At 60.8% G+C, this 19,339-nt stretch carries 12 protein-coding genes and 1 riboswitch; all 12 genes read left to right on the forward strand.

The window, feature by feature from the left end:
- Positions 1-50 precede the first annotated feature (50 nt).
- The 12 genes from HMPREF2526_RS11510 (at position 51) to HMPREF2526_RS11565 (ending at position 18,992) form a co-directional block, all read left to right on the forward strand.
- Entirely contained in the window at positions 51-3,530 is a 3,480-nt protein-coding gene (locus HMPREF2526_RS11510) for a DNA-directed RNA polymerase subunit beta (RefSeq protein WP_070547321.1), read from the forward strand.
- A 105-nt stretch (positions 3,531-3,635) separates the two neighbouring features.
- The gene (locus tag HMPREF2526_RS11515) at positions 3,636-7,631 is read left to right on the forward strand and encodes a DNA-directed RNA polymerase subunit beta' (protein WP_070547322.1); all 3,996 of its coding nucleotides are present in this window, start codon (positions 3,636-3,638) and stop codon (positions 7,629-7,631) included.
- Positions 7,632-7,835: 204 nt separating this feature from the next.
- Positions 7,836-8,459, forward strand: a complete 624-nt coding sequence (locus HMPREF2526_RS11520; RefSeq protein ID WP_070547323.1) for an ECF transporter S component — start codon at positions 7,836-7,838, stop codon at positions 8,457-8,459.
- 670 nt (positions 8,460-9,129) lie between these two features.
- A riboswitch (TPP riboswitch) is annotated at positions 9,130-9,309 on the forward strand.
- Complete coding sequence (locus HMPREF2526_RS11525) at positions 9,297-9,941, forward strand: ECF transporter S component (protein ID WP_070547324.1); 645 nt, start codon at positions 9,297-9,299, stop codon at positions 9,939-9,941. It overlaps the preceding riboswitch by 13 nt.
- Positions 9,942-10,056: 115 nt before the next feature.
- Complete coding sequence (locus tag HMPREF2526_RS11530; protein ID WP_070547325.1) at positions 10,057-11,493, forward strand: ABC transporter ATP-binding protein; 1,437 nt, start codon at positions 10,057-10,059, stop codon at positions 11,491-11,493.
- 103 nt (positions 11,494-11,596) lie between these two features.
- Positions 11,597-12,319 carry an energy-coupling factor transporter transmembrane component T family protein gene (locus HMPREF2526_RS11535; RefSeq protein ID WP_046648510.1) on the forward strand — a complete coding sequence of 241 codons (723 nt, stop codon included), beginning with the start codon at positions 11,597-11,599 and terminating at the stop codon, positions 12,317-12,319.
- Between the two features lie 54 nt (positions 12,320-12,373).
- On the forward strand, positions 12,374-12,976 hold the full coding sequence (locus tag HMPREF2526_RS11540; protein WP_070547326.1) for an isopentenyl transferase family protein: 603 nt from the start codon (positions 12,374-12,376) through the stop codon (positions 12,974-12,976).
- A gap of 317 nt (positions 12,977-13,293) precedes the next feature.
- Positions 13,294-13,665 carry a 30S ribosomal protein S12 gene (rpsL, locus tag HMPREF2526_RS11545; protein WP_005286791.1) on the forward strand — a complete coding sequence of 124 codons (372 nt, stop codon included), beginning with the start codon at positions 13,294-13,296 and terminating at the stop codon, positions 13,663-13,665.
- A 6-nt stretch (positions 13,666-13,671) separates the two neighbouring features.
- Entirely contained in the window at positions 13,672-14,139 is a 468-nt protein-coding gene (rpsG, locus tag HMPREF2526_RS11550; protein WP_046648491.1) for a 30S ribosomal protein S7, read from the forward strand.
- A gap of 300 nt (positions 14,140-14,439) precedes the next feature.
- The gene (gene fusA / locus HMPREF2526_RS11555) at positions 14,440-16,566 is read left to right on the forward strand and encodes an elongation factor G (protein ID WP_070547327.1); all 2,127 of its coding nucleotides are present in this window, start codon (positions 14,440-14,442) and stop codon (positions 16,564-16,566) included.
- 362 nt (positions 16,567-16,928) lie between these two features.
- Positions 16,929-18,119: an elongation factor Tu gene (gene tuf, locus HMPREF2526_RS11560; protein WP_046648489.1), complete on the forward strand. Its 1,191-nt coding sequence runs from the start codon at positions 16,929-16,931 to the stop codon at positions 18,117-18,119.
- Positions 18,120-18,227: 108 nt separating this feature from the next.
- The gene (locus HMPREF2526_RS11565) at positions 18,228-18,992 is read left to right on the forward strand and encodes a hypothetical protein (RefSeq protein WP_070547328.1); all 765 of its coding nucleotides are present in this window, start codon (positions 18,228-18,230) and stop codon (positions 18,990-18,992) included.
- Positions 18,993-19,339 lie beyond the last annotated feature (347 nt).

Below are 19,339 nucleotides of genomic sequence, written 5' to 3' on the forward strand. Positions count from 1 at the left end.
ACCGGCCAGGGTGGGGCCGCAATCCGCCAGAGGTACTGGAAGGACCCATCTTGGCAGTCTCCCGCCAGACCAAGTCAGTGGCCAACATCCCTGGAGCCCCGAAGCGATACTCCTTCGCTAAAATCAGCGAGCCTATCGCCGTCCCGGGCCTCCTCGATCTACAACTCGATTCTTACGCGTGGCTCATCGGCACCCCCGAGTGGCGCGAGCGCGAGCAGGCAGAGCGCGGCGAAGACGCACGCGTGACGAGCGGCCTTGAGGATATTCTCGAGGAGCTTTCTCCGATCCAGGATTACTCGGGCAACATGTCCCTGTCCCTGTCGGAGCCTCGCTTCGAGCCGGTGAAGAACACCGTGGACGAGTGCAAAGAGAAAGACATCAACTACTCGGCGCCACTGTACGTCACCGCAGAATTTATCAACAACGACACCCAGGAGATTAAGTCCCAGACCGTCTTCATCGGTGATTTCCCGATGATGACCGAGAAGGGCACCTTCATCGTCAACGGCACCGAGCGCGTTATCGTCTCGCAGCTCGTGCGTTCCCCGGGTGTCTACTTCGACCAGACCATCGACAAGTCCACCGAGCGCCCGCTGCACTCCGTGAAGGTCATTCCTTCCCGCGGTGCGTGGCTCGAGTTTGACGTCGACAAGCGCGACACCGTCGGCGTGCGCATCGACCGTAAGCGCCGCCAGCCGGTCACCGTGCTTCTTAAGGCCCTGGGTTGGACCGAGGAGCAGATCAAGGAGCGCTTCGGTTTCTCCGAGCTCATGATGTCCACCCTCGAGTCCGATGGCGTGGCCAACACCGATGAGGCTCTGCTGGAGATCTACCGCAAGCAGCGCCCAGGCGAGCAGCCCACGCGTGACCTCGCACAGGCACTGCTGGATAACTCCTTCTTCCGCGCCAAGCGCTATGACCTGGCCAAGGTGGGCCGCTACAAGGTCAACCGCAAGCTCGGCCTGGGCGGAGACCACGATGGTCTGATGACCCTGACCGAGGAAGACATCGCTGTCACCCTCGAGTACCTCGTGCGCCTGCACGCCGGCGAGCGTGAGATGAAGGCCCCGAACGGTGAGATGATCTCCATCCACACCGACGACATCGACCACTTCGGTAACCGTCGTCTGCGCACCGTCGGCGAGCTCATCCAGAACCAGGTCCGCGTGGGCCTGTCCCGCATGGAGCGCGTCGTCCGCGAGCGCATGACCACCCAGGACGCCGAGTCGATTACCCCGACTTCCCTGATCAACGTCCGTCCGGTTTCTGCTGCTATCCGCGAGTTCTTCGGTACCTCCCAGCTCTCGCAGTTCATGGACCAGAACAACTCCCTGTCCGGCCTGACCCACAAGCGCCGCCTGTCCGCGCTGGGCCCGGGCGGTCTGTCCCGTGAGCGCGCCGGCATTGAGGTGCGAGACGTTCACGCTTCGCACTACGGCCGCATGTGCCCGATTGAGACGCCGGAAGGCCCGAACATTGGCCTGATCGGTTCGCTGGCTTCCTACGCCCGTGTGAACGCTTTTGGCTTCATTGAGACCCCGTACCGCAAGGTTGTGGACGGCAAAGTCACCGACCAGGTGGAGTACCTCACCGCCGATGAAGAGGATCGCTTCGCTATCGCGCAGGCTGAGGTTGAGAAGGATGCCGACGGCACCTTGACCGGCGACCGCATCGAGGTCCGCCTCAAGGATGGCGATATCGGTGTGACCGACGCCTCCGGCGTGGACTACGTTGACGTGTCCCCGCGCCAGATGGTCTCCGTGGCAACCGCCATGATTCCGTTCCTCGAGCACGACGATGCTAACCGTGCGCTCATGGGCGCGAACATGCAGCGCCAGGCCGTGCCGCTGGTTCGCTCCGAGGCCCCGTACGTGGGCACCGGTATGGAGCAGCGCGCTGCCTACGATGCTGGTGACCTCATCATCACCCCGAAGGCGGGTGTGGTCGAGAACGTCACCGCGGACCTCATCACCATCATGGATGACGAGGGCCAGCGCGATACTTACATGCTGCGCAAGTTCGAGCGCACCAACCAGAACACCAACTACAACCAGACTCCGCTGGTCTCCCTGGGTGACCGTGTGGAGGCAGGCCAGGTGCTTGCCGACGGCCCCGGTACCCACAACGGTGAGATGTCCCTCGGCCGCAACCTGCTGGTTGCCTTCATGCCGTGGGAAGGCCACAACTACGAGGATGCCATCATCCTCAACCAGCGCATCGTGGAGGAAGACATCCTCACCTCGATCCACATCGAAGAGCACGAGATCGATGCTCGCGATACCAAGCTGGGCCCGGAGGAGATCACCCGCGAGATCCCGAACGTCTCCGATGACGTTCTGCGTGACCTCGACGAGCGCGGCATCGTCCGCATCGGTGCTGACGTCCGCGCGGGCGATATCCTCGTTGGTAAGGTCACCCCGAAGGGTGAGACCGAGCTGACTCCGGAGGAGCGCCTGCTGCGCGCCATCTTTGGTGAGAAGGCCCGCGAGGTTCGCGATACCTCCATGAAGGTGCCGCACGGTGAGACCGGTAAGGTCATCGGCGTTTCCCGCTTCTCCCGCGAGGATGATGACGATCTGGCCCCGGGCGTCAACGAGATGATCCGCGTCTACGTGGCTCAGAAGCGCAAGATCCAGGACGGCGATAAGCTCGCCGGCCGCCACGGTAACAAGGGCGTTGTGGGCAAGATCCTCCCGCCGGAGGATATGCCGTTCATGGAGGATGGCACCCCGGTGGACATCATCCTCAACACCCACGGTGTGCCGCGTCGTATGAACATCGGCCAGGTTCTCGAGGTTCACCTCGGCTGGCTGGCACACGCCGGTTGGAAGATCGACACCGAGGACCCGGCCAACGCCGAGCTGCTCAAGACCCTTCCGGAAGAGCTGTACGACGTCCCGCCGGAGTCGCTCACCGCAACCCCGGTCTTCGACGGTGCCACCAACGAGGAGATCTCTCGCCTGCTGGCTTCCTCCAAGCCGAACCGCGATGGTGACGTCATGGTGGATGAGCACGGCAAGGCCCGCCTCTTCGACGGCCGCTCCGGCGAGCCTTACCTGTACCCGGTTTCCGTCGGTTACATGTACATGCTCAAGCTGCACCACCTCGTCGACGAGAAGATTCACGCCCGCTCCACCGGTCCGTACTCCATGATTACCCAGCAGCCGCTGGGTGGTAAGGCACAGTTCGGTGGCCAGCGCTTCGGTGAGATGGAGGTGTGGGCAATGCAGGCATACGGCGCTGCCTACACCCTGCAGGAGCTGTTGACCATCAAGTCCGATGACGTGGTCGGCCGCGTCAAGGTCTACGAGGCCATTGTCAAGGGTGACAACATCCCGGATCCGGGTATTCCGGAGTCCTTCAAGGTCCTCCTCAAGGAGCTGCAGTCCCTCTGCCTGAACGTGGAGGTTCTCTCCACCGACGGCACCCCGATGGAACTGTCCGGCTCCGACGATGACGACATGGACGGCGCTCCGTCCCTGGGCATTAACCTGTCCCGCGACGAGCGATCCGACGCAGACATCGCCTAGCTTCTTGGTCCGCCGCCTATCAACAGCGGCGGGCATAACGAAACACCACCTACATTCAAAGCCATCAACTTCCCCCCCTGACGGGGGATGAAAGGGAGACATTACGTGTTTGACGTAAATCTCTTCGACGAGCTCCGCATCGGGCTGGCCACCGCAGAGGACATCCGTCGCTGGTCCAAGGGCGAGGTCAAGAAACCCGAAACCATTAATTACCGCACCCTCAAGCCGGAGAAGGACGGCCTCTTCTGTGAGCGCATCTTCGGCCCGACCCGTGACTGGGAGTGTGCCTGCGGTAAGTACAAGCGCGTGCGCTACAAGGGCATCATCTGTGAGCGCTGTGGCGTCGAGGTGACCAAGTCCAAGGTGCGCCGTGAGCGCATGGGCCACATCGAGCTGGCCGCGCCGGTTACCCACATCTGGTACTTCAAGGGCGTTCCTTCCCGCCTGGGCTACCTGCTGGACCTGGCTCCGAAGGACCTTGAGCGCATCATCTACTTCGCCGCCAACATCATCACCTCCGTGGACGAGGAAGCTCGCCACAATGACCAGTCCACTCTGGAAGCAGAAATGCTGCTGGAGAAGAAGGACGTGGAGGATGACGTCGAGGCAGAGATCGCTGAGCGCGCTGCCAAGCTCGAGCAGGATCTGGCCGAGCTGGAGGCCGCCGGCGCTAAGGCCGACGCCCGCCGCAAGGTCCAGAACGCTGCCGACAAGGAGATGCAGCACATCCGCGAGCGCGGTGAGCGCGAGGTTGCTCGCCTCGATGAAATCTGGAATACCTTCATCAAGCTGGCTCCGAAGCAGATGATCATCGATGAGACCATCTACGAAGAGCTGGTTGACCGCTACGAGGATTACTTCACCGGCGGCATGGGTGCTGAGGCTATCCAGACCCTGATCCGCAACTTCGACCTCGAGGCTGAGGCCGAGGAGCTCAAGGAGATCATTAACAACGGCAAGGGCCAGAAGAAGATGCGTGCCCTCAAGCGCCTGAAGGTTGTTGCAGCCTTCCTGCGCTCGGGCAATGACCCGGCCGGTATGGTCCTGGATGCTATCCCGGTGATCCCGCCGGAGCTGCGCCCGATGGTGCAGCTGGACGGTGGCCGCTTCGCTACCTCCGACCTCAACGACCTCTACCGTCGCGTGATCAACCGCAACAACCGCCTCAAGCGCATGATCGACCTCGGTGCTCCCGAGATCATCGTGAACAACGAGAAGCGCATGCTGCAGGAGTCCGTTGACGCGCTCTTCGACAACGGCCGTCGCGGCCGTCCGGTCACCGGCCCGGGTAACCGCCCGCTGAAGTCCCTGTCTGACCTGCTCAAGGGTAAGCAGGGCCGCTTCCGCCAGAACCTGCTGGGTAAGCGCGTGGACTACTCCGGTCGTTCCGTGATTATCGTTGGTCCGCAGCTCAAGCTGCACGAGTGTGGTCTGCCGAAGCTCATGGCACTGGAGCTGTTTAAGCCCTTCGTCATGAAGCGGCTGGTGGAAAACGACTACGCGCAAAACATCAAGTCCGCTAAGCGCATGGTGGAGCGCCAGCGCTCCGAGGTGTGGGACGTCCTCGAAGAGGCCATTTCCGAGCACCCGGTGATGCTGAACCGCGCACCTACCCTGCACCGCCTGGGTATCCAGGCCTTCGAGCCGAAGCTCGTCGAGGGTAAGGCCATTCAGCTGCACCCGTTGGCTTGTGAGGCTTTCAACGCTGACTTCGACGGTGACCAGATGGCAGTCCACCTGCCCCTGTCCGCCGAGGCACAGGCTGAGGCACGTGTGCTGATGTTGGCTTCCAACAACATTCTGTCCCCGGCTTCCGGTAAGCCGCTGGCTATGCCGCGCCTCGATATGGTTACCGGCCTGTACTACCTCACCATGGACAAGGCCGAGGACGAGATCGGCGGTGAGGGTCGTTACCAGCCCGCCACCGAAGACCGTCCGGAGCAGGGCGTGTACTCCTCCTACGCGGAGGCCATCATGGCTCGTGACCGCGGTGTCCTGGGCCTGCAGGCCCCGATCAAGGTGCGCATCTCTCACCTGCGTCCGCCATCAGACATTGAGGCAGAGCAGTTCCCGGATGGTTGGCAGAAGGGTCAGGCTTGGCTCGCTGAGACCACCCTGGGCCGCATCATGTTCAATGACCTGCTGCCGTGGAACTACCCGTACCTTGAGGGCGTCATGGTCCGTAAGGGCGGCGCCGGCAACAAGATGCTGCTGGGTGACGTCATTAATGACCTCGCCGCGAAGTACCCGATGATCACCGTTGCCCAGGTTCTGGACAAGATGAAGGACGCGGGCTTCTACTGGTCCACCCGTTCCGGCGTGACCATCACCATGCACGACGTTCTGGTTCTGCCGAACAAGACCGAGGTTCTCGAGTCTTATGAGAAGGAAGCAGAGCGCATTGAGCGCAAGTACTGGGAGCAGGGTGCCCTGACCGAGCGCGAGCGCTACGACCGCCTGGTGGAGCTGTGGAAGGATGCCACGGACACCGTGGGTAACGCCGTCGAGGAGATGTACCCCGACGACAACCCGATTCCGATGATCGTGAAGTCCGGTGCTGCCGGTAACATGCGTCAGATCTGGACCCTGGCCGGCATGAAGGGCATGGTTGTGAACTCCAAGGGTGACTACATCACCCGTCCGATTAAGACCTCCTTCCGCGAGGGCCTGTCGGTTCTGGAGTACTTCAACAACTCGCACGGTTCCCGTAAGGGTCTGGCGGATACCGCTCTGCGTACCGCTGACTCCGGCTACCTCACCCGTCGTCTGGTGGACGTGGCGCAGGACGTCATCGTCCGCGAGGAGGACTGTGGCACCCGCCAGGGCGTGCGCGTCCCGCTCGGCGTCGAGGTTGCCCCTGGCTCCTACGACCTGCACGAGCTGTGGGAGACCTCCGCCTCCGGCCGCGTCGTGGCTAACGACGTCAAGGATGAAAACGGCGAGGTCATCGCTGAGGCAGGCACCGACCTGACTGAGGAACTCAGCCGCACGATCGTCAACGCTGGTGTTCTGGAAATCAAGGTCCGCTCCGTGCTGACCTGCCAGACCCCGGCCGGTGTCTGTGCCAAGTGCTACGGCAAGTCCATGGCCTCCGGCCAGCTGGTCGATATCGGCGAAGCCGTCGGCATCGTGGCCGCGCAGTCCATTGGTGAGCCGGGTACCCAGCTGACCATGCGTACCTTCCACCAGGGTGGTGTCGGTGGCGATATTACCGGTGGTCTGCCGCGTGTTCAGGAGCTCTTCGAGGCCCGTAACCCGAAGAACCGTGCTCCTATCGCCTCCGTCGACGGCACCGTCTCCCTGTCGGATGAGGGCAACTTCTGGACCCTGACCATCACCCCGGATGATGGCTCCGACAACGTCGTTTACGAGAAGCTGTCGAAGCGCCAGGGCCTGGCTCAGGTCCGCCGCCCGATGGAGTCCAACCCGGATGCGATGATTGAGCGCTCCCTGCGCGATGGCGACCACGTCAGCACCGGTGACCGCCTCATGCGTGGTGCGGCTGACCCGCACGACGTGCTGGAGGTCCTCGGCCGCCGTGGCGTGGAAAAGCACCTCATCGACGAGGTCCAGGCCGTCTACCGTGCACAGGGTGTGGCCATCCACGACAAGCACATCGAGATCATCATCCGCCAGATGCTGCGTCGCGGTACCGTCATCGACGCTGGTACCACCGACCTGCTGCCGGGCAACCTCATTGACCTCTCTGAGGCCAAGCAGGTCAACGCGGCTCAGGTCGCTGAGGGTGGCCAGCCGGCTCAGTTGCGCAGTGAGATCATGGGTATTACCAAGGCCTCCCTGGCTACGGAGTCCTGGCTGTCGGCGGCCTCCTTCCAGGAGACCACGCGCGTGCTTACCGACGCCGCTATTAACAAGCGCTCGGATCAGCTCATTGGTCTGAAGGAGAACGTCATCATCGGTAAGCTGATCCCGGCCGGTACGGGTATCTCCCGCTACCGCAACATCAGCGTGAAGCCTACTGAGGCTGCACGCAATGCTGCGTACTCCATCCCGACCTACGGTGATTCCATCTACGGCGACGATGGCTTCGGTGAGTTCACCGGTGCTTCCGTCCCGCTGGAGGAGGACTACACGTTCTAGGTTCTAGTCCTTAGCCCTTTATTACCGAGGGAAACCACAGACCCGCACTTCACCCGCCAGACAATGGTGGGGAAGAGGTGCGGGTCTTTTTGGTATGCGGGATTATTTGGCTTTGCTTAGAATAGCGCCAACGGCATAGCCAACAACAGCGTTACTAGACCAGCCTCAATCGACCTCGTACTCCAAGCAAGAAGGGCCGTATCCATGACCCAGCCCAACAAGAAAGTCCACGATTCGACTTCATCCTCGCGCGCGACTGCCGAACGCTGTAAGGCATGGACTGGGATTGACGCCCTTGTTGTCATGGGTTTCTCGCTCATGGGCGCATTGCTGCTGTGGGGAAAAGCAGCGATTTTTCAACGAGTGGCAGAGGGGGAGGATATGCCCCTCAGTTGGGAGAATCTGATGGTTCTACTCTCTGCCTTATGGGTGCTGCAGTTTATGGGTGCTCTGTGCGCGGCCTTGACCACCCGCAAGCCGGGTGCGGCCTTCGTGGGCTATGTCATGACCGTTATTTTGTGCCGTGCGTTGGTTGGGAGCTTTGATCAGTTGGGGTGGCCAACAATTATCGCGACGGGCTTGGCCATGGAAGCGGCCTTTTTCGCCTTCAAATACACGCGCTTCACTATTCTCAGCGGGGCACTCGCTGGCGCCGCTGCTGTGCTAGTCACTGGAATCGCCACCTTCGTCACCCGCGACCTCGCTCCCGGTGATGCCGCGATCCAATTCCGCGCCGAAGTTATTCAGTTCCTCGTTACCGTCGTGACCGTGGCGCCGGTGTCCTACCTACTCGCCATGACGGTGCGGTCGGCGTTCTATAAAACTTAAAGTGAGGTCTCGAAGGTCATCATCTTCACAAAAGAAGATTGGTACGTTCGGTAGGCCGCTAGCTGGTGGCATGGCTGATAGCGATGCCGATTTGAAGCGCTTTGGTGGCGACCACCAGCAGGCTGCTGGCTCTGTAGCGTTGATTGATGCTGGTGCTCTGGCTATGGGGCTTAGTGTTGATGCTTGTGCTCTGGGTGCAGGTGTCTCTAAGCAATCAAAGTACAGGGACGGGTGTCGTCCGCGAACACCACCCTGGGAGGTGCGTTAACCTCCTACCCGACTTGAGAGTTGATGAAGTGAGACTTTGCAGTCAAGCTTTTTCGGCTGGTACTGTTTGAAAGTTCATTTCTAGATAGTGCTTGTTCGATATTTCCGAAACACTATTTGTTAATGCCCATCGTCTTGGGTCTCTACCGAATTTTCTCCTTTCTTTAAGCTGTACGAGTGGAGGCTCATGGCCGCTGGCTTTTAAAGCCGGTGTGCACGTACCCCGTCGCGTAGGTCAGAGGACGCGACGGGGTACATTCGTTTTCTTCTGAGTGGCCCGGTGGTGTTTCTCTTTTGTTTGAAGCAGAGGTAGATGTGCTCTTGTGAGGTCCTCCTTGCTAAGCTGACAGTGCTTTTTGAGCGTGCTTAGCTGGTGCTCTTTTGGCGCTGGCGGCTTCCAATTACACATCGTCACGGGTGCTTCCTTGTTTGCCTTGATTGCGCTTAACCCGATTCCATTTCTTTTGTCTTATTGGGTTGTGCATGGATTGGCTGGGGAGGCTGAGATGCCGCTGAGTAGCGGCGAACCGTCGAACCTGATCCGGATAATGCCGGCGAAAGGGAGGGATCATGAACTCTGTATCTCATGGTGGATTTGTTAATAGCAGCGAAACTGCGAATGGTGTAGCCCCGCGCAGTTTGAACTGGCGCGTCGTTGACATCGTGGTGGCGTCCGTGCTGGGTGTGGCCTGCGGAATTGTGTTCCTGGCATGGAATACGGTGGGCTACGCCTGGTTCCAGGCCATGGATGCCCTCACCCCGGGTCTAGGCGGCATCGCCACCGGTATTTGGTTGATTGGTGGCGTAGTTGGCGGCCTGATTATCCGCAAGCCGGGTGCGGCACTTTATGTGGAGTTGTTGGCGGCCATTGTGTCTGCGGTGCTGGGCTCCCAGTGGGGTCCGAGCACCGTGTACTCCGGTATTGCTCAGGGTATTGGTGTCGAGATTGTCCTGGCTATCTTCCTGTACCGCCGCTTTGGTCTGGGCATTGCGATGCTCGGCGGCATGGCTGCGGGCTGGGGCGCGTTTGTGCTGGAGCTGTTTACTTCCGGAAACCTGGGTAAGACTCTGCAGTTCAACATCATCTACCTGGTAACGCTGAGCATATCCGGTGCTGTGTTGGCGGGTGCCGTGGGCTATTTCGTGGTTAAGGCTCTTGCGAAGACTGGTGCGCTGGACCGCTTTGCGGTCGGCCGCGAACTACACAGTGCTTAAACGAGTATTGCTTGAGGCTATTTGCTCGTTGCTTGCTGCTTGTTTCGCGTTGTTTGTTGTTTGTCGATCGTTGACTGAGGTTGGTTGGCGTTGCTGACTGTGATGGCTGGTTCTGATGGCTGATGTGGGTAGTGCTGGGGCCACGAAGCTTGTGGCCCGCGGCTATGGCTGGACGCATGCGGGCAGGCGTGCGCCGGCGCTAGCGGATATTGACTTGGTTGTATCGCCGGGGGAGAAGGTGCTGCTGTGTGGGGATTCCGGTTCCGGGAAATCCACGCTGCTGGCGGCGATTGCGGGCGTGCTTGGTGGGGATGATGAAGGTACCCGCGTCGGAGAAATTCTTCTTGAGGATTCCTCCGGTCACGTCGAGCCGCCCGGGAGCACGATTCCGGTGGGGTTGGTGCTGCAGGACCCAGACTCCCAGGTGATTGCCGCGCGTGTGGGCGATGACGTTGCCTTTGGCTGCGAGAATTTGGCCTATCCGCGCGAGGAGATTTGGCAGCGGGTAACTGCGGCGCTATCGATGGTGGGGCCGTATGTGGATTTGTCTTTTCCCACGGAGCGTCTCTCCGGAGGGCAGAAGCAACGCTTGGCCTTAGCCGGTGTCATCGCGATGGGTGCGGGCATGGTGTTGCTTGATGAGCCGACGGCGAACCTCGACCCGGAGGGTGCGCGCGAGGTCATCGAGGCCGTATCCACCATGGTGGAGCGCACCGGGGCCACCCTTATCGTGGTGGAACACCAGCACGCGGCGTGGAGGGGTGTGCTTGACCGTGCGATTGAGCTGAAGGATGGGCGCATCGTCGCCGACGGTCCCGTGGAGGCTGTTGTTGCTTCGCGCTCTATCAGCGGTTTGCCGCGGGCGCGGGATGCTGGCGGGACGTCGCCAAGCAGCACTGGAAGAGCACCCGAATCGGCGGCGCTGTGGAGCACGGACCTGGTCACCCGTTTCGGGCCGCCGCGCAGCTACGCGCTGCCCCGGGGGATGTCCACGGTGATTACCGGGCCGAATGGTGCGGGCAAGACCACGTGGCTGATGACGGTGGCGGGGTTGCTTCCAGCAGTGGCCGGGGAGATTGGTGTGGCAGAGTACGTGCGGCGGGGGCTGAAAGGCTCGCCGTTGACGTGGAAGTCCCGGGAATTGGCGGACCGCATTGGCTTCGTCTTCCAGAACCCCGAGCACCAATTCGTCGCCCGCACGGTGGCAGAGGAGCTGCGCGTAGCACCCCGTGTCATGCACCGCGAGGTGCCAGAGGGGCGCATCGCGGAACTCGTGGAGGCACTACGCCTGGGGCATGTGCTCAACGCCAATCCGTTTACGCTCTCCGGTGGGGAGAAGCGCCGGTTGTCGGTGGCCACTGCGTTGGTCACGGCGCCGGAGGTGCTGCTTCTCGACGAACCCACCTTCGGCCAAGACCCCCACACCTTCACCGAGTTGGTGTGGTTGCTGCGGCGCATGGCGGATGAGGGGACGACGATTGCGTCGGTGACCCACGATCCGTTGTTCATCTCCGCATTGGGTGACCACCGAGTGGAGGTGAGCCGTGGCTGAGACAACTACGTCGTCGGCGAACGCAGACGGCGCTGGTCGCGCCGATCGTGCTGGCCGTGCAGGTTTACTGCACGGCGTGAACCCGCTGACCCGAATTTTCCTCATGTTCGTGTGGGTGAGCCCGCTGTTGCTCTCCGTGGATTGGGTCTCTGCGGCAGTGTCCTTGGCCATGACTTTAGTTTTTGCGCCCCTGTGCGGGGTGTCGTGGCCGCGCCTGTTTAAAGCTGGCTGGTTCCTTTTTCTTATCGCTCCGTTGTCCGGCATTTCGATGCTGCTTTACGGCGCACCGGGCGGGCGGGAGTACTTCAGCTGGTGGCTGATCACGGTTACGGACAACTCGATGGAGCTGGCCATCGCCATTACGATGCGCGTGCTGGCGGTGGCGCTGCCCATGGTGGTGCTGGCGCGGGATATTGACCCGACGGAGTTGGGCGACGCCCTCTCGCAGATCCTCAAGCTACCTTCCCGCTTCGTCATCGGTGCGGTGGCCGGGGTGCGCATGATGACGTTGTTCAAATCCGATTGGCAGTACCTGGCCATGGCGCGGCGCGCGCGTGGGCTGACCGACGAGGGCCGCATCAAGCACCTCATCACCATGTCCTTCGGGCTCTTGGTGCTAGCCCTGCGGCGCGGGGGCAAGCTGGCCACGGCGATGGAGGCGCGCGGTTTCGGGCGAACCCCACCGGGCGGTGGGCAACGCACATGGGCGCGGCCGTCCCGCCTTGCCGGCCGGGACTGGCTGGTGATGGTGGTGGGAACCGGCCTTGCGGCGCTTCCGGTGGTAGTTTCGGTTCTCAGTGGGTCCTGGAGATTCTTCGGACTCTAGGACGACTCTCTCAAAGCTGCACGCTAGACGTACCCAGAAGTGGTGAAGAAATACATGCAGGACGCGGACCGCACGGCCGACCAGGACAGCGGTAAGGACACTGCCCAGACGCACGCCGCCGAGATGGATCGGCTCTTGACCGATGTGGTGGCGCTCGCCGCGTCGCGCAAGCGCCCGATGCGCCCGATCACCGTGCTTATCGACGGCCCCTCCGGCGCCGGCAAGACCTGGACCTCTGTGGCCCTGGCGGAGCGGACTGGGTGGCGAGTAGTCCACCTCGACGAGTTCTACCCCGGCTGGCATGGGCTGCACGAGGGCTCAGAGATGGTCTCGGAACAAGTGCTGCGGGAGAATAACCCGGGCTATTGGCGCTGGGACTGGGAAGCCAACGCACCGAAGGATTGGGCCAGCTTGGATGAGCGCGATGATCTGATCGTCGAAGGAGTTGGTTCTGTCACCGAGGCCACCGTGGCCGCCGCCAAAGAGCGCGGCTCCGTGGTGACGGTCCGTATCGACGGGCCACGCGAGAAGCGTCGCGAGCGCGCATTGGAGCGCGACCCTGGCTATGAAGAGTGGTTTGAAACCTGGGAGCGGCAGGAAAAAGAGCACTTCGCCGAGCACGCGGTGGAGGCGGACCTGACGTGGGAGTGGAACTAGCTTTTTAATAGCTCCTTGTGTGCACCGTTGCGTGCAGCCAGTGGCGTGGCCAGCCGGGCCGTGCTGTAGGTACGCCGGTCACTAACCATTGGGAAGTACGGGCACGTGAGATTTGGGCAGATCAGTGGGGTGGTGGTAGTCTGTCCAAGGTTTCATCTTTATAGGAGATGAAAAGTCTGATCGGAATCTCAACCATCTGCTGGGTGAGATTCGTTCTGGACATGCGGAAGGGCCCCGGAGGAGAGCCCCCATTTTTGCATGTTTGGACGTGTGAAAGCGGTCAGTTCAAGCCGAAGTCATAGAGAAAGACTAGATTTATGCCAACTATTCAGCAGCTGGTCCGCAAGGGCCGCCACGACAAGAAGGCCAAGGTTGCTACGGCCGCCCTGAAGGGCTCCCCGCAGCGCCGTGGCGTGTGCACCCGCGTGTACACCACCACCCCGAAGAAGCCGAACTCGGCTCTGCGTAAGGTTGCCCGTGTGCGCCTGACCTCCGGTATCGAGGTTTCCGCCTACATTCCGGGCGAGGGCCACAACCTGCAGGAGCACTCCATGGTGCTCGTCCGCGGTGGTCGTGTGAAGGACCTCCCGGGTGTTCGCTACAAGATTATCCGCGGCGCACTGGATACCCAGGGCGTGAAGGACCGTAAGCAGGCTCGTTCCCGCTACGGCGCAAAGAAGGGACAGTAATCAACAATGCGTAAGAATGCTGCACCGAAGCGTCCTGTAGTTAAGGACCCGGTTTACAACTCCGAGCAGGTCACCATGCTCGTGAACAAGATCCTGCGTGACGGCAAGAAGTCCACCGCTGAGCGCATTGTGTACGGCGCTCTCGAGGTCTGCCGTGAGAAGACCGGTACCGACCCGGTCGGCACCCTGGAGAAGGCCCTGGGCAACATTCGCCCGGACCTCGAGGTTCGCTCCCGTCGTGTGGGCGGCGCTACCTACCAGGTTCCGGTTGAGGTTAAGCCGGCACGTGCCAACACCCTGGCTCTGCGTTGGCTGGTTACCTTTACCCGTCAGCGTCGTGAGAACTCCATGATCGAGCGTCTCGCAAACGAGATCCTCGATGCATCCAACGGCCTGGGTGCTTCCGTGAAGCGCCGTGAGGATACTCACAAGATGGCTGAGGCCAACCGCGCCTTCGCTCACTACCGCTGGTAATCCCTCCGGTATAACCCGCCACATGGCATCATGGCTCGAACAGCGATATTATCGTTTACCTGCGCTGACACTGCGTGTTCTCGCTCCCCTTGGCGGAGCGCTCCACGCTAAACAGTGCGGAACCTAAACTTGAATAGCGTTGTTCGGGCCATTTTTATGGCGTGGGCTCCACGTCTCACGCTGACGTAGAAGCCCAGACGTGGCAAAATAGACCAAGACCTATCCATGAAGACGTCACCTATGTTTCGTCAGTGCATAACTGGCGTCGGCGTCGACGACAATTAAGTTGGGGTATTAACTGTGGCACAAGAAGTGCTTAAGGATCTGAACAAGGTCCGCAACATCGGCATCATGGCGCACATCGATGCGGGTAAGACCACTACCACTGAGCGCATCCTCTTCTACACCGGTATTAACCGTAAGGTCGGTGAGACCCACGATGGTGGCGCCACCACTGACTGGATGGAGCAGGAGAAGGAGCGCGGCATCACCATTACGTCCGCTGCTGTGACCTGTTTCTGGAACAACAACCAGATCAACATCATTGACACCCCGGGCCACGTGGACTTCACCGTTGAGGTTGAGCGCTCCCTGCGTGTTCTCGACGGCGCTGTTGCTGTCTTCGACGGCAAGGAAGGTGTGGAGCCGCAGTCCGAGCAGGTGTGGCGCCAGGCTGCTAAGTACGACGTCCCTCGTATCTGCTTCGTCAACAAGATGGACAAGATGGGCGCGGACTTCTACTTCACCGTCCAGACCATCATTGATCGCCTCGGTGCTAAGCCGTTGGTCATGCAGCTGCCGATCGGTGCTGAGGATGACTTCGATGGCGTCGTCGACCTGATCAACATGAAGGCGCTGACCTGGCGCGGCAAGGTAGAAACCGGAACCGAAGCCACTATTGAGGAGATCCCTGCCGAGTTGCAGGAGAAGGCTGAAGAGTACCGCGAGAAGCTGCTCGAGACCGTCGCCGAGTCCGACGAAGAGCTCATGGAGAAGTACTTCGGCGGCGAAGAGCTGACCATTGAGGAAATCAAGGGCGCTATCCGCAAGCTGACCGTGAACTCCGAGATCTACCCGGTCCTCTGCGGTACCGCTTACCGCAACAAGGGTGTCCAGCCGCTGCTCGACGCCATTGTTGACTACCTCCCGAACCCGCTGGACATCGGCGAGGTCAACGGTACCTCCCTCGACGGTGAGGAGACCCTGACTCGTAAGCCTTCCGTCCAGGAGCCGTTCTCCGCACTGGCCTTCAAGATTGCCGTGCACCCGTTCTTCGGCAAGCTCACCTACGTGCGTGTCTACTCTGGCCAGGCTATCCCGGGCGAGCAGATGCTCAACTCCACCAAGAACAAGAAGGAGCGCGTGGGCAAGCTCTTCCAGATGCACGCGAACAAGGAGAACCCGGTCGAGCACGCCGACGCCGGTAACATCTACGCGTTCATCGGCCTGAAGGAAACCACCACCGGTGACACCCTGTGTAACCCGGACAACCCGATCATCCTTGAGTCCATGGACTTCCCGGATCCGGTTATCCAGGTTGCTATTGAGCCGAAGACCAAGGCTGACCAGGAGAAGCTGGGTACCGCTATCCAGAAGCTCGCTGAAGAGGACCCGACCTTCACCGTTCACCTCGACGAGGAGTCCGGCCAGACCGTTATCGGCGGTATGGGCGAGTTGCACCTCGACGTTCTGGTTGACCGCATGAAGCGCGAGTTCAAGGTTGAGGCCAACATCGGTAACCCGCAGGTTGCTTACCGCGAGACCATCCGCAAGAAGGTCGAGTCCCTGGAATACACCCACAAGAAGCAGACCGGTGGTTCTGGCCAGTTCGCAAAGGTCATCGTTACCATCGAGCCGTACAACCCGGAGCCGGAAGAGCTGGAAGAGGGCGAGTCCGCAACCTACAAGTTCGAGAACTCCGTCACCGGTGGCCGCGTTCCGAAGGAGTACATCCCGTCCGTCGACGCTGGTATCCAGGACGCCATGCAGTACGGCTTCGTCGCTGGCTTCCCGCTGGTGAACATCAAGGCCACCCTCGAGGATGGCGCTTACCACGACGTTGACTCCTCTGAGATGGCCTTCAAGCTCGCCGGCTCCCAGGTCCTTAAGGAGGCCGTCGCTAAGGCTAAGCCGGTTCTGCTGGAGCCGATCATGGCCGTTGAGGTTGTGACCCCGGAGGAGTACATGGGTACCGTCAACGGTGACATCTCCTCCCGTCGTGGCCAGGTCTTCGCTATGGAAGACCGCTCCGGCGCCAAGGTCGTCAAGGCTAAGGTTCCGCTGTCCGAGATGTTCGGCTACATCGGTGACCTGCGTTCTTCCACCGCTGGTCGTGCAAACTTCACCATGGTCTTCGACTCCTACGCTGAGGTTCCGTCCTCCGTGGCACAGGAGATCATCGAGGAGCGCACCGGCGCCAAGGCCTAACTTTTAGGCCCTGCCGCAAAGGCGTACATGCGGGGCTGGTAGTCTTCGCCAGTGGAAGACCAGTTCCGCGCCTTGGGGTAGCGGTCGGCTGAGCGCACACGCATGATGTGGGTTGAGCCGGCCGTTACCCTCCCAGGATCCGTTAATTTGATTCTTGTCGAGGGTCAACGTCCGCACGTGTTGGGCGGGGTTACCTCCTATTTAGGCAGTTTGAAAAAACTGCGGCATAAATCTAGGATCGTGTAACTGGCACGTAAGAAAGCGTCATTAGCGCTTATGAGCTCCGGCTCGAAGTGCCAATGGCAATACAAACCACGTGGCTGCGAAATACGTAGCCGCCATAGAGTCCAGGAGGACAAACAGTGGCAAAGGAGAAGTTCGAGCGTACGAAGCCGCATGTGAACATCGGCACCATCGGACACGTCGACCACGGCAAGACCACCACCACCGCAGCGATCACCAAGGTTCTGGCTGACGCTTACCCGGAGGAGAACACCGCTTTCGCCTTCGACATGATCGATAAGGCTCCTGAGGAGAAGGAGCGCGGTATTACCATCAACATCTCCCACGTTGAGTACTCCACCCCGAAGCGCCACTACGCACACGTGGACGCCCCGGGCCACGCCGACTACATCAAGAACATGATTACCGGTGCTGCTCAGATGGACGGCGCTATCCTGGTTGTTGCTGCAACCGATGGCCCGATGCCGCAGACCCGCGAGCACGTTCTGCTGGCTCGCCAGGTTGGCGTTCCGTACATCCTCGTTGCACTGAACAAGTGCGACATGGTTGACGATGAGGAAATCATCGAGCTCGTCGAGATGGAGATCCGTGAGCTGCTCGCTGAGCAGGACTACGATGAGGAAGCTCCGATCGTTCACATTTCCGCTCTGAAGGCTCTTGAGGGCGACGAGAAGTGGGTACAGTCTGTTATCGACCTGATGCAGGCTTGCGATGACTCCATCCCGGATCCGGTCCGCGAGCTGGACAAGCCGTTCCTGATGCCGATCGAGGACATCTTCACCATTACCGGCCGCGGTACCGTTGTTACCGGCCGTGTTGAGCGTGGCTCCCTGAACGTCAACGAGGACATCGAGATCATCGGCATCAAGGAGAAGTCGATGTCCACCACCGTTACCGGTATCGAGATGTTCCGCAAGATGATGGACTACACCGAGGCTGGCGACAACTGTGGTCTGCTTCTGCGTGGTACCAAGCGTGAGGAGGTTGAGCGTGGCCAGGTTTGCATCAAGCCGGGCGCTTACACCCCGCACACCAAGTTCGAGGGTTCCGTCTACGTCCTGAAGAAGGAAGAGGGCGGCCGCCACACCCCATTCATGGACAACTACCGTCCGCAGTTCTACTTCCGCACCACCGACGTTACCGGCGTCGTCAAGCTGCCTGAGGGCACCGAGATGGTTATGCCGGGCGACAACGTTGAGATGTCCGTAGAGCTCATCCAGCCGGTCGCTATGGACGAGGGCCTGCGCTTCGCTATCCGTGAGGGCTCCCGTACCGTCGGCGCTGGCCGCGTTACCAAGATCCTGGGCTAATTCTTGCTAGGGCTTAAGGCCCTTCCTGATTAGCAGGTCTGTGAGCCGCTCAATCCCTGATGGGGTTGGGCGGCTTTGGTGATCGTGGGCCTACTAGGCTTGAGAGTTATGTTCGACCCAACCCGCATTGACCGCACCCTCGCCGCACTGCGCGCCGCGTGGGAAGGCCAACCGGACCTTCCCCTGGGAACCTTGTTTGGCATGTTGGCGGCGGAGGGCTACGGCTGGGGCGTGCCTGACGACGAACTCACCGCGCGGCTGGAGGCGATGGCGGCTGTGCATCCCCCGCTTGTGCCTCTCGACGCCAATCTCGTCACCGAGGGCCTCTGGCTCGTCGTTACGCCCACACACCGCGTGACGCTAGCTCCTACGGCTGCCGCCTCTCGCAGTGTGGAGCAGCGCCGACAGGCGACGTCCGTGGCGGTGGTAAGGCCGGTATCCAAGGAGGGCCAGCGTGGCCAGCCGGTGGCGTGGACGGTGTCAGCCCTCCGGCCCGTTGGGCCAGGACGACCGCTCGTGATTGCCGATGCCGAAGGCTTCGAGCATCGGTTTGGTGTCGTTGAATCCGTTACGCGGTTGCGAGAAGACCATCGCAACCTGACCGGTCTTAAGCGGCGCAGCGTGGGGGACCGAGTGTGGTTCATCCGTACCGATTCCGAAACCATCATCCTTGACCATGGCCTCCACATCGTGGAGCGCAAGAACCGGGCGCTTATCCGTACCGACTTCTCATGGCACACTATCGAGGCCGGGGAAGTCGGGGAACCGCTTCGCGTCCACCTTTCCCGGGGCACGCTGCACACCTTTGGGCGTATCCAGGAGGTCATTCTCGCTGAATCCGCGCCTTGGAACGAGTCCGCCTCGCCTTACTAGCGAGGCCCTGTTCAGCCCGCCGAAATCCTCGCGACGCTCGTAACCCGCTAGGTCTTCTGCACTTCTCGAGCAGATAGCCGCTAGCACGCTGTTCCGCGCGTTAGATTGCCCGATGTCTCCGTCAACCTTCATTCGGTTGGCGGGTGTCGCTCTTTAAGGGCTTAACTCCACCCCCAGCGGGGAGCGCCTGAATCATGGTCAGGGATCGCCGATATGCCCGTCAGCATGGCTTTGACTGACGGGTTTTCTATCTATCGGGAGCGCCTTTGTTGCAGGTTACCGGCGCTTTTACTCTTTTGTGTTTGGTGGCTGAGTGTTAGCTGCTGTCGGGTGGTGGGTCCGGTGGC

This window comes from Corynebacterium sp. HMSC070E08 (assembly GCF_001808895.1).
GTDB classification, from domain to species: domain Bacteria; phylum Actinomycetota; class Actinomycetes; order Mycobacteriales; family Mycobacteriaceae; genus Corynebacterium; species Corynebacterium hiratae.

Excerpts from the sequence above, each read along its gene's own strand:
- HMPREF2526_RS11520 (WP_070547323.1), top strand. The coding sequence starts at position 7,836 with ATGACCCAGCCCAACAAGAAAGTCCACGATTCGACTTCATCCTCGCGC.
- HMPREF2526_RS11525 (WP_070547324.1), top strand. The coding sequence starts at position 9,297 with ATGAACTCTGTATCTCATGGTGGATTTGTTAATAGCAGCGAAACTGCG.
- HMPREF2526_RS11530 (WP_070547325.1), top strand. The coding sequence starts at position 10,057 with ATGGCTGATGTGGGTAGTGCTGGGGCCACGAAGCTTGTGGCCCGCGGC.
- HMPREF2526_RS11535 (WP_046648510.1), top strand. The coding sequence starts at position 11,597 with ATGTTCGTGTGGGTGAGCCCGCTGTTGCTCTCCGTGGATTGGGTCTCT.
- HMPREF2526_RS11540 (WP_070547326.1), top strand. The coding sequence starts at position 12,374 with ATGCAGGACGCGGACCGCACGGCCGACCAGGACAGCGGTAAGGACACT.
- rpsL (WP_005286791.1), top strand. The coding sequence starts at position 13,294 with ATGCCAACTATTCAGCAGCTGGTCCGCAAGGGCCGCCACGACAAGAAG.
- rpsG (WP_046648491.1), top strand. The coding sequence starts at position 13,672 with ATGCGTAAGAATGCTGCACCGAAGCGTCCTGTAGTTAAGGACCCGGTT.
- HMPREF2526_RS11565 (WP_070547328.1), top strand. The coding sequence starts at position 18,228 with ATGTTCGACCCAACCCGCATTGACCGCACCCTCGCCGCACTGCGCGCC.